This is a genomic window from Allocoprococcus similis, from assembly GCF_054660775.1.
In genome coordinates this window covers 18,003-31,570 of sequence record NZ_BAAHSG010000028.1, presented here as the reverse complement: position 1 = coordinate 31,570, position 13,568 = coordinate 18,003, and the positions used below count along the sequence as shown (strand labels likewise).

Sequence of the window (13,568 nt, the reverse complement as noted above, 5' to 3'; positions counted from 1 at the left end):
CGGCACTGGGATACCGGGCGATCCGTATCTGCCTGACAAGACCGGAGATCTTCAAGACACAGCTTCGTGCCCTGTACCGGGCATCTGCTTACGGACAGATCGCCATCATGTTCCCGATGATCATTTCGGTAAAAGAAGTGAAGCAGATCAAGGCGATCATAGAAGAGGTCAAAGAAGAGCTTCGTCAGGCACAGATCCCGTTCCGTGAGGATGTGGAACTGGGAATCATGATCGAGACACCGGCTGCTGTTATGATGAGCCGTGAGCTTGCAAAAGAAGTGGATTTCTTCAGCGTAGGAACTAACGATCTGACTCAGTACACACTGGCGATCGACCGTCAGAACCAGAAGCTGGATGCCTTCTACGATCCGCACCACCCGGCAGTCCTTGCAATGATCCGCATGGCAGCCGAAAATGCCCACGCAGAAGGGAAATGGATCGGAATCTGCGGCGAACTCGGAGCCGACCTCGAACTGACCGAAGAATTCCTTGCCATGGGACTGGACGAATTATCTGTCTCTCCAGCAATGGTACTTCCGCTCAGAAAGAAGATCAGAGAGAGCAAATAGTTACGGGATACAGCTACTGTGAACAGTAATGGCGAATAAGAGTTAGAAATCAGAGAGTTAGAAATCAGAGAGAAAGTAATGTGTTTACTTTTTCTCTTTTTTTTGCTAAAATATTCTCTGCTACAAGAAAATTGTACGAGGATATTTTAAGGAGTGAGAGGGAATATCCAAGACAAACAGCAGGAGGAAAACAATATGTTGGAAAAGGTGTTTAAACTTAAAGAAAATCACACCGACGTCAAAACTGAGATTCTTGCAGGTATTACGACATTTATGACGATGGCGTATATCCTGGCAGTAAATCCAAGCATTCTTTCCGCAGCGGGTATGGATCAGGGGGCAGTCTTTACTGCAACAGCACTTGCATCACTGATCGGTACGCTGTGTATGGCAGCATTTGCAAATTATCCATTTGCACTTGCACCTGGTATGGGACTGAATGCTTACTTTGCTTATACCGTAGTAATCGGTATGAACTACTCATGGCAGACTGCACTGACTGCAGTATTTGCAGAGGGTATTATCTTCATTATTCTTTCACTGACGAATGTCAGAGAAGCGATCTTCAATGCGATCCCAACCTGTCTTAAGACAGCAGTCAGCGTTGGTATCGGATTATTTATTGCATTTCTTGGACTTCAGAATGCGAATATCGTTGTCGGAGGATCTACTCTGGTACAGCTCTTCTCCGTAGATGCATATAATCAGGCAAATGGAGTGGAAGCAAGCTTCAATAACGTTGGAATTACTGTACTTCTTGCAATCATAGGTGTGCTGATCACAGCAATCATGGTGATTAAGAACATCAAAGGAAATATCCTTTGGGGTATCTTGATCACATGGATACTTGGAATCATCTGCCAGATAGCAGGTCTTTATGTACCGAATCCGGAGATCGGATTCTACAGTCTGCTTCCGGATTTCAGTTCCGGACTCGCAATTCCAAGCCTTGCACCGGTATTTGGAAAGCTTGATTTTAAGAATGTATTTTCACTGGAATTCGTTGTTGTAATATTTGCATTCCTTTTCGTAGATCTTTTTGATACACTCGGAACTCTGATCGGTGTATCTACAAAGGCAGGCATGCTTGACAAAGACGGAAAGCTTCCGAGAATCAAAGGGGCACTGATGGCAGATGCGGTTGCAACTACAGTTGGAGCAGTACTCGGAACTTCTACAACAACAACATTCGTAGAGAGTGCTTCTGGTGTAACAGAAGGAGGACGTACAGGTTTAACATCCCTGACAACAGCGATCCTGTTTGGAATTTCCCTTTTCTTATCACCAATCTTTCTTGCAATTCCGTCCTTTGCGACAGCTCCGGCACTGATCATCGTCGGTTTCTATATGCTGAGCAATGTGGCAGGAATTAATTTCAGTGATTACAGCGAAGGAATTCCGTGTTTTATCTGTATCGCAGCAATGCCATTCTGTTATAGTATTTCAGAAGGTATTTCCATGGGAGTGATTTCTTATGTGGTAATCAACGTGCTTACAGGAAAAGCAAAAGAAAAGAAGATCAGTGTACTGATGTATGTACTGGTGGTATTGTTTATCCTGAAATATATTTTCTTATAAGATAAAAAGAATATGGGGATATGCGAAAGCACAGGGATTGTCCGGTAACGGATGAGATCCTGTGCTTTTTGCGTGTCAGAATCGGTGTCGGGGTAAGACACTTAGGATTGACTAGACCCCGTACAAATTGCTATAATGGGAAAAGACAAAAACAGAGAATTGCAGGGGAAAATATATGAATTTATTGACAATGGAACACGTATCCAAAGCTTACACGGATCGTGTACTTCTGGATGATGTGGGATTTGGAATCAATGAAAATGAAAAAATCGGTGTGATCGGAGTCAACGGAATGGGTAAATCCACTCTGCTGAAAATCGTAGCCGGAATCGAAGAAAGTGATGCAGGAATGATCAGCATGGGGAATCAGGTGAAGACCTGCTATCTTCCGCAGACGCCGGTATTTGAAGAAGGAACAACAATTCTTCGCGCGGCAACAGAAGGAAATTATGATGAGCTGAACTGCTGGACGATCGAGGCAGAAGCAAAGTCTATGCTGAATCAGCTTGGATTTACCGATTATGACGAAAAGATTGAGCATATGTCCGGTGGGCAGAAGAAAAGGGTGGCACTTGTCCGGGCACTTTTGACACCGGCGGATATTCTGGTTCTTGACGAACCGACGAACCATTTGGACAATGAGATGTCCGAATGGCTGGAAGAATATCTGATCCAGTTCAGGGGAGCGATTCTGATGGTTACGCATGATCGTTATTTCCTGGACCGTGTGGTGAACCGTATCGTGGAAGTTGATCATGGGAAATTATATAACTATCCAGGCAATTATTCCGAGTTTGTGCGTCTGAAAGCCGAGCGTCAGAACATGGAGCTTGCCACAGAACGTAAGAGAAAAAGCCTTTTGCGGACCGAGCTGGAATGGCTGCACCGCGGCGCAAGGGCGAGAAGTACCAAACAGAAAGCACATATTGACCGGATCCATGCCATGCAGGAGATGAAGGATATTCAGGAAGAAAAGCGGGTAATGCTGGATTCTGTGGCTTCCCGTATGGGGAATAAGACGATCGAACTTTCCGGAATCTGCAAATCTTATGGAGAAAAGAAGCTGATCGAAGATTTCTCTTATATTTTTCTGAAGAAAGACCGAATAGGAATTATTGGACATAATGGATGTGGAAAATCGACGCTGCTCAAGATTATCAACGGAATCGTAAAACCGGATGCCGGAACCATTGAAATCGGACAGACAATCAAGATTGGATATTTCTCGCAGGAGAATGAATATATGGATGAATCCATGCGTGTCATTGATTATGTAAAAGAAGCAGGTGAGTACATTGCAACTTCTGACGGGAAGATTACCGCGTCCCGGATGCTGGAACGATTTCTTTTTGATGGGGCAATGCAGTGGTCGCGAATCGAAAAGTTATCCGGAGGCGAGAAACGGAGACTTTATCTTCTACGTGTTTTGATGGAAGCACCAAATGTACTGATCCTGGATGAGCCAACCAATGATCTGGATATTCAGACACTGACAATCCTGGAGGATTATCTGGATCATTTTGATGGTATTATTCTGATTGTATCCCATGACCGGTACTTCCTGGATCGTACTGTCAGTCGTATTTTTGCATTTGAAGGAGGCGGGAAGATCCGCCAGTCAGAAGGCGGATACTCTGATTATCTGATCCGTGTGGAGCTTGAAAAACCGGAAGACGGACAGACAATTGCAGAAAATATGTCAGGTGCAGCTTCTGCACAGACCGGTGAGTCTGACAGCAAAAAGACCTGGAAGCAGCGGGTGAAAAAGCTGAAATTTTCTTATAAAGAACAGCGGGAATACGAGACAATCGATGATGATATCGCAAAGCTGGAAGAGACGATCGAAAAGCTGGATCGGGAGATGGTTAAGAATGCCACCAATTCAGTGAAGCTGTCCGAACTTATGAAAGAGAAGGAAGAGACACAGACAGCACTGGAAGAAAAGATGGACAGATGGGTGTACCTGAATGATCTTGCAGAGCAGATAGAAAATCAGTAAAGTGATTGACAGATTTACAGCTGATAAAGTATAGTTAGTGAGAATCATATCAATGTATTCAAAGGAGGAGAGGCATATGATGTGGAATAGAGCAGAACTTAAAATGAGAGGCAATATGGCATTTAAGAAGAATTATGTGTCAGCCGTTGTAGTTGCGCTTTTGATGGGAATCTTTGGCACAGTCTCTGGCGAATCCAGTGCAAGACGGGTAAGTGAGAATTCAGATATATATAGTGGAAATTTATTTAATGCAGAAATGATTACCGGATTGCTTGCAGGAATCGCAACAGTAGTAATACTGATTGTCCTTGTGGCAAAAGTATTTGTAGGTAATCTCCTGAAAATGGGCGGATACCGGTTCTTTATCCTGAACCAGACTGCACAGCCGGGAATCGGAACATTGCTTGACGGTTTCCGTTCCGGACATTATGTTAATATTGTTCTTACCATGTTTTTAAGAGATTTATTTACTGCACTTTGGAGTCTGCTTTTGGTAGTACCTGGAATCGTTAAGCATTATGAATATCTGATGGTACCATATATTATTGCTGAGAATCCGGCAATGGATTACAAAGAAGCATTCCAGATCAGTAAACAGATGATGGATGGAGAAAAAATGGAAGCATTTATCATGGATCTGTCATTCCTTGGATGGTATCTGCTGAGTGCGGTTACCTGTGGACTTCTTGCAATTTTTTATGTAAATCCGTATGTACAGGCATCGTTTGCAGAGATGTACACATTCAATAAGCAGAAGGCTTATCAGGAGGGGTATATTCGGTAAGAGGTTAAAATCAGAAAAACTTAAAGTGAAAAAGTGGAGCGCAGACGCTGTTGGAAACATGCAGTGTCTGCGCTTTTATAACTGTTTTAATGAATATTTCAGGGCAGATTAACGTGAAGATTTTGCTGCTTTTTCTGCGAAAGTAGTTGTGACGAGTTCTTCATAAGGAACACGCTCTTTCAGTTCACCGGAGCTTTCCAGAATATCCTGCAGCAGATTGAAGCTTTCTTCTTTGAAGATCAGATCCGATTTCCAGGTGTCTTGTTCGTAGTAACGGCTGACAATGGTTGTAATTGTAGCGAGATCGGTTTCCTTGAACTGTGGTGCAATGACTTTTGCAATCTCTTCCGGAGTGTGGGACTGAACAAAATCCATTCCTTTTTGCAGGGCATTGGTGAATTTCTGGATGATGTTCGGATTAGCATTCAGATAACTTGTTTTGGCACTGTATGCGGTGTACGGGACATAGCCGGAATCAACACCGAGAGAAGCAACGACATAACCGGCATTTTCAGTTTCAAGGGCAGTAGCGCTCGGTTCAAATTCGATGGTATAGTCTGCCTGACCACCGGAAAATGCAGCAGCGGTTGAACCAAAATCAATACTCTGATTGATAGAAAGATCCTTCTGCGGATCAATTCCGTTTTTTTTCAAAATATATTCAAAGACCATTTCCGGCATGCCACCTTTTCTTCCACCAAGAACGTCTTTTCCTTTCAGATCATCCCATGAAAAATCCGGCATTTCTTCACGTGCGACCAGAAAGTTTCCGGCGCGCTGCGTAAGCTGGGCGAAGTTTTTGATGACATCATTTGCACCCTCCTGGTAAGTATAAATCGAAGATTCACTTCCCATAAAGCCAATATCTGCCTCACCGGAGAGGACGGCGGTCATAACTTTATCTGCCCCAAAACCAGTAACAAGAGTCAAATTAATTCCTTCATCCGCAAAATACCCATTTTCAATCGCAACGTATTGTGGGGCATAGAAGATAGAATGGGCGACTTCGTTCAGTGTCACAGAGACAGGAGAAGAACTGGTGTCATGATTGGCTGTGGAAGTGACGGTTTTAGTTTTAGAATTCGTAGCATTATCATCGGCAGGTGCAGAGCTGCAGGCTGATAAAAGGCCGACAGTTATAGCAGAAACAAAAAGTAAGGATATAAAATTTTTTTTCATAAGTCCTCCTGTGTGGTATAAGATTCTCATTTAAGATATGCAAAAAATGTGAAATTGGTGTTTTTACCTGATAGCCAATCGCTCTCCTCTGAAGATTTTGAAACTCCAGAACAACCTGCAACTGAAAGTCCCTTGTTTTTATCATATAATTTATCCGAGTAATCTGGAAGATAAATAATTGATTGTGTAATTACTTATTTAATTTTGTCAGCAATAACGTCAGTACTGCCGAGAGAATTCTCGCAAACACCATACTCCGCCAGATTATGCTCTATCCACTTGAAAGTGGCGGTAATATGAGCATCAGCACAAGCTTTCACCATAATATTTGCTTATAAATGGCTGACAACTGGTTGCTGATATTTTATCAGTGGTATTAGTTATTATCCTGTACCGGGTCACATTAAAGAATAAAATCCATACACAAGAACCGAAAACGGTTTGTTGATTAATTTGTCCCAAGAGAGTAAACTGAAACATAAGACATTTGGGGTGTGTATCTGCGAAAAACTGAAAAAAAATAAAATAATGGAGGTGCGGCTGTGGGATTTTGGATTTTTATGCTTATAATGGATTTACTGATTCCGTTTACAATGATAGGCTTCGGAAAAATGTTTTTGAAAAAAGCACCGGATCAGATCAATTATGTGTTTGGTTACAGAACATCAATGTCAATGAAGAATCAGGACACCTGGGTATTTGCACATCATTATTGCGGAAAGATCTGGTATATCTGTGGACTTATTCTTTTGGTGGTATCTTTAATTGTGTTATTTCTGGTTATGGGAAAGTCTAATGATGCCATAGGAAATGTCGGGGGAATTTTGTGTGTATTTCAGATGATTCCACTGGTGGGTTCGATCATACCGACGGAGATTGCACTCAGGAAAAATTTTGATAAATATGGAAATAAAAGATAAATCAGGAGGATGCCAATCATTCATTGGAAAAAGAAAATATTTTACAAAACATTGATATCCTGAAAAACGTAATGGAAAAGACACAGAAGTATTTGCGGTAGCTATTCCAGGGAAGCGAACCCATTTGCACTGGAGGTGTCGAATAAATCCCGTGCAATCCGGATAAAGTCGTGTGCATAGGATGGAAGATATCCTCCATGGCGGTGTGCCACTACAAAATCAGATACGGTTTTAGGTTCACCAAAACTATAGCAGTCAATCGGTTTTGAAAATGTATGATGCATGAGGTGCGTCCCCAAAATGAAAGCGGCACCGTAACCAACAGAGACCAGTTACATGCTGGCAGGAAGATTGCTGGTTGTCATGACGTTTTTTGAATTTCCTTCAAAGACGTTTAATTTGATGTTTGGATGTTCCTGCTGAAAGAGGGGAAGCCTATTTTTTACCAGGAAGATCAGAAAAAAGTCGATGAATTATTTTTGATTTCCGAAGTATATTGCGAAGAAAAATAGATGGAAGTATAATAAAAAAACTGATAGAGTAAAAAAATCAGGTTGTGGAGGAGAAGATGAGATTAAGGAATATCCTGATTGTCGTAAAAGACATTGAAAAATCAAAGAAATTTTATTATGATCTGTTTGGTCTGGATGTCATTCTGGACAATGATGGAAACGTTATTCTGACAGAAGGACTTGTTTTACAGGACGAAAAAGTCTGGAAGGATGTTACAGGAAAAGAAGTTGTCCCGGAGAATAATTCCTGTGAACTTTATTTTGAAGAGCGGAATATTGAAGCATTTACTGAAAAATTAGAAAAACTGTATCCGGAAACCAAATATGTCACCAGGCTGATGACGTACAGCTGGGGACAGAAAGTGATCCGTTTTTATGATCTGGACGGCAATCTGATTGAAGTCAGGACACCGATGCGGGGATAAAGAGAAAATAACATACATCAGGAGGACAACAAAATGGCAGCGGTACTTTTACGTGCAGCATCTCTGGCGTTTGTCATGGTTCTTGGAATTTTATTGAAAAAGACGGGAATTGTTGAGCAAAATGCAGGAGAGGTCATAAAAAAATTATTGATCAATCTGACACTTCCGGCGGCAATCATAGTGAATTTTGCAGCGATACCATCGATACAGTCATCCTTCCTTTTTCTTGCTTTTTTAGGTATGGCACTGGACATCGTGGGAATGGTAGTTGGAGCATGGATGACGAAAAAAGAGACACCGGAGAAAAAGGCTCTTTACATGTTGGAACTTCCGGCATATAATATCGGAACATTCTGTATTCCATTTGTACAGAGTTTTCTTCCGGGGATCGGAAGTGTATCAGCATGCATTTTTGATGTAGGGAACAGCGTAATCTGTACTGGTGGTTCTTATGCTTTTGTCTCAGAATATATATCGAAAAGCAAGAATGGGATGGATTACAGACAGTTTGCAAAGCGGCTTTTGACAAGCCCACCGTTGATGACTTACGTGGTGATGTTTGCAATGTCATTGTGTAAAATTAAGATTCCGGAACAGGTTGTTACCTTTGTATCACCGATTGCAAATGCGAATGCATTTATTGCGATGATGATGCTTGGTCTTTTATTCCGCTTTGAGATGAAGAAAGCGTACATAAAAGAAATTTTCCGTTTACTTGGAATGCGCTATATTCTGGCAGTTCTTTTTTCAATAGGAATTTATTTCCTTCTTCCATATGATCTGGTGATCCGGCAGACACTGGTTCTGGTCTGTTTTGGACCCACAAGTGCAATTGCGCCGGCTTATACTGGAATGTGTGGTGGAGATGAAGGGCTTGCAAGCTGTATCAACAGTGTATCGATCATCATCAGTATGATAGTCATGACCGGACTGATTGGAAGCTTTGGTTTGTTTTAGAAGGAATTTACAAATACGCAGATTCTGACCAATAATCATGATGAAAAAGAGCACCATTGCCGGCAATCTGGCAAGGGTACTCCGAAAGGTTGAAAAATAGAAAATTTACGAGGCGAGAGAAGATGAAGATAAAATCAGTTGCAGTTTTAGGTGCGGGAGCAGTAGGCTCTTATGTGATCTGGGGGCTTTCTGAAAAATCAGATATCCGGCTTGGAGTGATCGCTGAAGGAGAAAGAGCAGAACGTCTGAAAAAGAACGGATGTGCGATCAATGGCAAGATTTACCATCCGGAGGTGTGGACTCCGGACGAGGCACATGATGTGGATCTGATGGTGGTTGCTTTGAAATACGGTTCACTGGAAGGTGCTTTGGAGAGTATACAAAAAGCAACAGGCGAGCATACGGCAATCATGAGTCTGATGAACGGTGTTGACAGCGAAGAGATCATTGGCAGAGCAGTGGGGATGGAGCATGTGTTACCGGCACTGATCAAAGTGGCTTCACATAAAGAGGAAGATGGTTATCATTTTGATCCGCCGACCACACTTGGAATTATTTTTGGAGAACCATCTGCACCGTTTGACAGTGAGCGTGTGAAAGCGGTGGAAGAGCTGTTTAAGGATACTGGGATTCATTTTCGGTCAACCGAATATATTCAGGAAGAAATCTGGTGCAAGTTCCGTCTGAATGTGTGCAGCAATCTGCCGCAGGCGATTCTGGGAGCAGGTGTTGGATGTTATCGTGACAGTGTTCATATGAAAGCAATCAGTGACGGTTTAAAGCGAGAGCTGGAAGCGGTAGCACGAGCAAAAGGAATTGATATGAGCAAGACCGAAAGCTCATCTGGACGCGGAAGCGCAGTTCCGCCATCAGCCAGATACTCTACCCTGCAGGATCTGGATGCCGGACGCCATACGGAAATTGATATGTTTTCCGGTGCGCTTGTGCGGATGGGAGAGGAACTTGGAATCCCGGTGCCGTATAATGAGTATACCTACCATATGATCAAAGCACTGGAAGAGAAAAATGATGGCAGGTTTGAGTATACTGGGAACGAAGAACCGACCTGGTCAAAATAGAACCGGTTATGAAAGTGGCAGAAGTCAAAGGCGCAATTTGAAGAGAAGATGTACGAGCTGATTCTGGTAAAAAGAACAGCGTAAAATGAAAAAAGAAAGTGAGATTAAAGCATGAACGAATTATATGAAGCAATCGAAAAGAAAATTAAATCATCCGGATATCCGAGACTGATTTCTGGAGAGGATGTATATGATGATATCTGTGATCAGATTGAAGGAAAAGAAAATGGAGAATATATTTTGCTTTCCAAATTTGAGGATGATGTGGTATTTGAATATCACATCACGATTCAGGATGATGATTTTAACCTTGGAATTCTGACCATGAAGACACCGGAAGGCGTATTTGAAGTAGATTTTGATGAGGAATAGAAAATGAAGATTACCGTTTATCTTGGAGCAAATGAGGGAAACGATCCTTCTTTAAAGGAAGCAGTCAAAGAGCTTGGCGTATGGATTGGTGAAAACGGACATACACTGGTTTATGGCGGTTCAAAGACAGGTCTTATGGGCGAACTCGCAGGAAGTGTCCTTGAAGCAGGCGGCAGCGTGATCGGTGTGGAGCCGCAGATGTTTATCGAACAGGATTTTCAGTATGAAGGACTGACGGAGCTGATCGTGACAAAGGACATCTTCGAGCGTAAGGTGAAAATGATGGAATTTGGGGAGGCATTTATTGCATTTCCGGGTGGAACCGGAACCCTGGAAGAGATTGCAGAAGTGATGTCCCAGGTATCGTTAAAGCAGATGGATGCACCATGTATTTTTTATAATCTGAATGGATACTATGACAGTATGAAAGAGCTTCTGGAGCATATGATTCAGGTGGGTCTGTCTTCTAAGAAACGGCAGCAGGGGATTTATTTTGCAGAAAGTCTTTCTGAGATTAGAGAACTTGTAGGGGAGTGATCAGATGGCACTTTATGCAATGGGCGATTTCCATTTGTCTTTTTCTGTGAATAAGCCGATGGACATTTTCGGACAGGAATGGAAAGACCATGAAAAGAAGATAGAGAAATATTGCAGGAAAAGAATCAGATCGGCGGATACACTTGTGATCACAGGCGATCATTCCTGGGGGCGGAACCTGGAAGAATGCCGGGAGGATTTGGAATTTATTGAGAACCTGCCGGGAAGAAAGATTCTGCTTCGTGGGAATCATGATATGTTCTGGGATGCGAAGAAGACAGCGCGACTGAATGAGCTATTTGCAGGGCGTCTGGAATTTCTCCAGAATAATTTTTATGCATATGACGAGTATGCTTTGGTTGGGACAAAGGGTTACTGTTATGAAGGGAAAGATACGATCGAACATTTTGAAAAGTTGCGCAGCCGGGAAATCGAGCGCCTGAGGGTCTCTTTTGAAATGGCGAAAAAGGCAGGATACCAGAAGTTTATCATGTTTCTGCATTATCCGCCGACATCGATCGGAGAGGAAGAGAGTCCGTTTACCCGGATGGCAGAGCAATATGGTGCAGAAAAGGTGATCTATTCACACTGCCACGGGAAGGAACGGTTCGATGACAGCTTTAAGGGATATGTAAATGGAATTGAATATAAACTGGTATCGGGGGATTATCTGAAGTTTAAGCCGGAATTGATTCTGGAATAGGGAGAAAATCCCGGACTTGGACGTACTGATTGCGTAAATAAGAGGAACAGTTTCTGGCAAAATGTCTGGGCTGTTCCTTATTTACTTGGCAGATGCGACAAGACATTTTAGGTGGCAGTATTATCCGGATCAATTTTTGGTGGCTGATAATGATAGACTTCTTCGTAAGATTCCAGTTCTGCTTTACTTGCAGGTCCGGAAGGAATCAGTCCGGTGCAGTCTTGCGCAGATGCCGCATTGGAAAGATAATCGTAGGAATCAATGATCTCCTGATTGGATTTTTCGCGAGATAAAATCTTAGAATGTTTTTGTTTTTTCATGGAAACCTCCTTAATTGATATGCCATATGGCAGAAGAAGATAAAATCTTAAAAAGCTGCCGGGCAGGATAAGAGTAGTATGTGCAGACAGATGGAAAGTATGCAGGACAGGAAGAGACATGGATAGAAGGAAGAATTATGTATGACAAAAAATACTTGCATTATGAGATTAAAAAGACCATAATGGCAAAGGTGACTTAAAAAATGATTTCAAATCAGGAATGAAAGAAAAGAGAAGCAGTAGGTAAAGGGGCGTCAAAAGAAAATGGAACAAAAGCATATGTTCACAAATAAAATGATCGCAGGTCTTCTGATACCGGTCGTTCTGGAACAATTGTTGAACTCCATCATGGGAACAGCGGACACGATGATGGTAAGCAATGTTGGATCGGCGGCGATTTCGGCGGTATCTCTGGTGGACTCGATCAATGTGCTGGTGATCCAGGCATTTTCTGCACTTGCTGCAGGAGGCGCGATCGTCTGTGCACAGTATATCGGGCAGAAGAATGTGAAGAAGGCAAATGAGTCCGCGAGACAGGTGCTGTTTATTATTACGGCAATTTCGGTTGTGATCAGCCTGATCTGTCTTGTTTTCCAAAAGCCGATGCTGCATCTGATCTTTGGATCAGTGGAGGCGGAGGTCATGCGTGCGTCGGAAATTTATTTCTTCTACACGGCACTGTCCTTTCCATTTATCGCGGCTTATGATTCGGCAGCATCGATTTTCAGGGCACAGGATAATACGAAAGGTCCGATGCTCATTTCCATGATATCCAATGTGATGAACATTGCAGGAAATGCGATGCTGATCTGGGGATTTCATATGGGTGTTGCAGGGGCAGCACTTGCAACTCTGATTTCACGTGTTTTCTGTGCTGTTGTAGTTCTGATCCAGCTGCGTCGAGACAGGCAGCCGATCGTGGTGCGTGATTATCTGAAAATCCGTCCGGACTTCCGGATGATCCGGAGAATTCTGAGTATCGGTATCCCGTCAGGGGTAGAGAACAGTATGTTCCAGCTTGGAAAGCTTGCGATTCAGTCTTCCGTATCAACACTTGGCACAGTGGCAATCGCGGCACAGGCAATGACGAGTATTCTGGAAAACCTGAACGGAATTGCGGCAATCGGAGTCGGAGTTGGGTTGATGACGATTGTTGGACAGTGTATCGGAGCCGGAAGAAAGGACGAAGCAGTTTACTATATCAAGAAGCTTTGCATGATCGCAGAAGTGATTCTGATCATCAGCTGTCTGAGCGTATTTGCGCTGACAAAGCCGATCACGATTCTTGGCGACATGGAAAAAGAAAGCGCGGATATGTGTTTCCACATGACGATGTGGATCACGATTGTAAAGCCACTGGTATGGATTATGGCATTTATCCCGGGCTATGGTATGCGTGCGGCGGGAGATGTGAAATTTTCAATGATCACGTCCTGCACGACCATGTGGCTGTGCCGTTTTTGCCTCAGCGTATTTATGATCCGGGTAGTTGGTGTCGGAGCGATGGGCGTGTGGATCGGAATGTTTTCAGACTGGACACTCCGTGGGATTATTTTTTCGTGGAGATTCCACAGCAGAAAGTGGCTGAAGCATCAGGTGATTTAAAATTCTTACATAGATTTTACATGGCGGAT

Annotated in this window: 15 protein-coding genes; 12 read left to right on the top strand and 3 right to left on the bottom strand. The window is 42.9% G+C overall.

The features are described 5' to 3' along the window. The 4 genes from ACYQ5K_RS11520 to ACYQ5K_RS11505 all read left to right on the top strand — a co-directional run. The coding region (locus tag ACYQ5K_RS11520) for an aldolase/citrate lyase family protein (protein WP_459777623.1) at window positions 1–569 on the top strand (569 nt) is incomplete at its 5' end. 195 nt (window positions 570–764) lie between these two features. Then, window positions 765–2,147: an NCS2 family permease gene (locus ACYQ5K_RS11515; protein WP_173689412.1), complete on the top strand. Its 1,383-nt coding sequence runs from the start codon at window positions 765–767 to the stop codon at window positions 2,145–2,147. 175 nt (window positions 2,148–2,322) lie between these two features. Next, the gene (locus ACYQ5K_RS11510) at window positions 2,323–4,146 is read left to right on the top strand and encodes an ABC-F family ATP-binding cassette domain-containing protein (protein WP_173689411.1); all 1,824 of its coding nucleotides are present in this window, start codon (window positions 2,323–2,325) and stop codon (window positions 4,144–4,146) included. A 79-nt stretch (window positions 4,147–4,225) separates the two neighbouring features. Beyond that, the gene (locus tag ACYQ5K_RS11505) at window positions 4,226–4,930 is read left to right on the top strand and encodes a DUF975 family protein (protein WP_243259294.1); all 705 of its coding nucleotides are present in this window, start codon (window positions 4,226–4,228) and stop codon (window positions 4,928–4,930) included. 108 nt (window positions 4,931–5,038) lie between these two features. Here ACYQ5K_RS11505 and ACYQ5K_RS11500 read toward each other — a convergent pair whose 3' ends face one another. Further along, window positions 5,039–6,109 (bottom strand): ABC transporter substrate-binding protein, encoded by a 1,071-nt coding sequence (locus ACYQ5K_RS11500; RefSeq protein ID WP_459777622.1) that lies wholly within the window; start codon window positions 6,107–6,109, stop codon window positions 5,039–5,041. 542 nt (window positions 6,110–6,651) lie between these two features. Here ACYQ5K_RS11500 and ACYQ5K_RS11495 point away from each other — a divergent pair. Continuing rightward, window positions 6,652–7,029 carry an SdpI family protein gene (locus tag ACYQ5K_RS11495; RefSeq protein ID WP_173689546.1) on the top strand — a complete coding sequence of 126 codons (378 nt, stop codon included), beginning with the start codon at window positions 6,652–6,654 and terminating at the stop codon, window positions 7,027–7,029. A 101-nt stretch (window positions 7,030–7,130) separates the two neighbouring features. On the opposite strand, the gene ACYQ5K_RS11490 is transcribed toward ACYQ5K_RS11495, so the two are convergent. Continuing rightward, window positions 7,131–7,313 carry a hypothetical protein gene (locus ACYQ5K_RS11490; protein WP_243259284.1) on the bottom strand — a complete coding sequence of 61 codons (183 nt, stop codon included), beginning with the start codon at window positions 7,311–7,313 and terminating at the stop codon, window positions 7,131–7,133. 284 nt (window positions 7,314–7,597) lie between these two features. Between ACYQ5K_RS11490 and ACYQ5K_RS11485 the strand changes: the two genes are divergently transcribed. From ACYQ5K_RS11485 to ACYQ5K_RS11460, 6 genes are all read left to right on the top strand, one after another. Beyond that, window positions 7,598–7,966 (top strand): VOC family protein, encoded by a 369-nt coding sequence (locus ACYQ5K_RS11485; protein ID WP_173689545.1) that lies wholly within the window; start codon window positions 7,598–7,600, stop codon window positions 7,964–7,966. Window positions 7,967–7,999: 33 nt separating this feature from the next. Then, window positions 8,000–8,923, top strand: coding sequence for an AEC family transporter (locus tag ACYQ5K_RS11480; RefSeq protein WP_173689544.1), 924 nt, complete (start codon window positions 8,000–8,002; stop codon window positions 8,921–8,923). 122 nt (window positions 8,924–9,045) lie between these two features. Continuing rightward, window positions 9,046–10,002 carry a ketopantoate reductase family protein gene (locus tag ACYQ5K_RS11475; protein WP_173689543.1) on the top strand — a complete coding sequence of 319 codons (957 nt, stop codon included), beginning with the start codon at window positions 9,046–9,048 and terminating at the stop codon, window positions 10,000–10,002. Between the two features lie 111 nt (window positions 10,003–10,113). Beyond that, window positions 10,114–10,374, top strand: a complete 261-nt coding sequence (locus ACYQ5K_RS11470) for a hypothetical protein (RefSeq protein WP_173689542.1) — start codon at window positions 10,114–10,116, stop codon at window positions 10,372–10,374. A gap of 3 nt (window positions 10,375–10,377) precedes the next feature. Continuing rightward, a complete protein-coding gene (locus tag ACYQ5K_RS11465) occupies window positions 10,378–10,911 on the top strand; it encodes an LOG family protein (protein WP_173689541.1) in 534 nt (177 codons plus the stop codon). 4 nt (window positions 10,912–10,915) lie between these two features. After that, the gene (locus ACYQ5K_RS11460) at window positions 10,916–11,614 is read left to right on the top strand and encodes a metallophosphoesterase (RefSeq protein WP_173689540.1); all 699 of its coding nucleotides are present in this window, start codon (window positions 10,916–10,918) and stop codon (window positions 11,612–11,614) included. Between the two features lie 107 nt (window positions 11,615–11,721). On the opposite strand, the gene ACYQ5K_RS11455 is transcribed toward ACYQ5K_RS11460, so the two are convergent. Further along, entirely contained in the window at window positions 11,722–11,934 is a 213-nt protein-coding gene (locus tag ACYQ5K_RS11455; RefSeq protein WP_173689539.1) for a hypothetical protein, read from the bottom strand. A 264-nt stretch (window positions 11,935–12,198) separates the two neighbouring features. On the opposite strand from ACYQ5K_RS11455, the gene ACYQ5K_RS11450 reads away from it, so the two are divergent. Then, a complete protein-coding gene (locus ACYQ5K_RS11450; RefSeq protein WP_173689538.1) occupies window positions 12,199–13,539 on the top strand; it encodes an MATE family efflux transporter in 1,341 nt (446 codons plus the stop codon). The last annotated feature ends 29 nt before the right edge of the window (window positions 13,540–13,568 follow it).

What these genes read in the sequence shown, in the direction of transcription:
- ACYQ5K_RS11480 (WP_173689544.1), top strand. Translation starts at nt 8,000, where the DNA reads ATGGCAGCGGTACTTTTACGTGCAGCATCTCTGGCGTTTGTCATGGTT.
- ACYQ5K_RS11455 (WP_173689539.1), bottom strand. Translation starts at nt 11,934, where the DNA reads ATGAAAAAACAAAAACATTCTAAGATTTTATCTCGCGAAAAATCCAAT.
- ACYQ5K_RS11500 (WP_459777622.1), bottom strand. Translation starts at nt 6,109, where the DNA reads ATGAAAAAAAATTTTATATCCTTACTTTTTGTTTCTGCTATAACTGTC.
- ACYQ5K_RS11505 (WP_243259294.1), top strand. Translation starts at nt 4,226, where the DNA reads ATGTGGAATAGAGCAGAACTTAAAATGAGAGGCAATATGGCATTTAAG.
- ACYQ5K_RS11475 (WP_173689543.1), top strand. Translation starts at nt 9,046, where the DNA reads ATGAAGATAAAATCAGTTGCAGTTTTAGGTGCGGGAGCAGTAGGCTCT.
- ACYQ5K_RS11485 (WP_173689545.1), top strand. Translation starts at nt 7,598, where the DNA reads ATGAGATTAAGGAATATCCTGATTGTCGTAAAAGACATTGAAAAATCA.
- ACYQ5K_RS11470 (WP_173689542.1), top strand. Translation starts at nt 10,114, where the DNA reads ATGAACGAATTATATGAAGCAATCGAAAAGAAAATTAAATCATCCGGA.
- ACYQ5K_RS11490 (WP_243259284.1), bottom strand. Translation starts at nt 7,313, where the DNA reads ATGCATCATACATTTTCAAAACCGATTGACTGCTATAGTTTTGGTGAA.
- ACYQ5K_RS11515 (WP_173689412.1), top strand. Translation starts at nt 765, where the DNA reads ATGTTGGAAAAGGTGTTTAAACTTAAAGAAAATCACACCGACGTCAAA.
- ACYQ5K_RS11460 (WP_173689540.1), top strand. Translation starts at nt 10,916, where the DNA reads ATGGCACTTTATGCAATGGGCGATTTCCATTTGTCTTTTTCTGTGAAT.
- ACYQ5K_RS11465 (WP_173689541.1), top strand. Translation starts at nt 10,378, where the DNA reads ATGAAGATTACCGTTTATCTTGGAGCAAATGAGGGAAACGATCCTTCT.
- ACYQ5K_RS11510 (WP_173689411.1), top strand. Translation starts at nt 2,323, where the DNA reads ATGAATTTATTGACAATGGAACACGTATCCAAAGCTTACACGGATCGT.
- ACYQ5K_RS11450 (WP_173689538.1), top strand. Translation starts at nt 12,199, where the DNA reads ATGGAACAAAAGCATATGTTCACAAATAAAATGATCGCAGGTCTTCTG.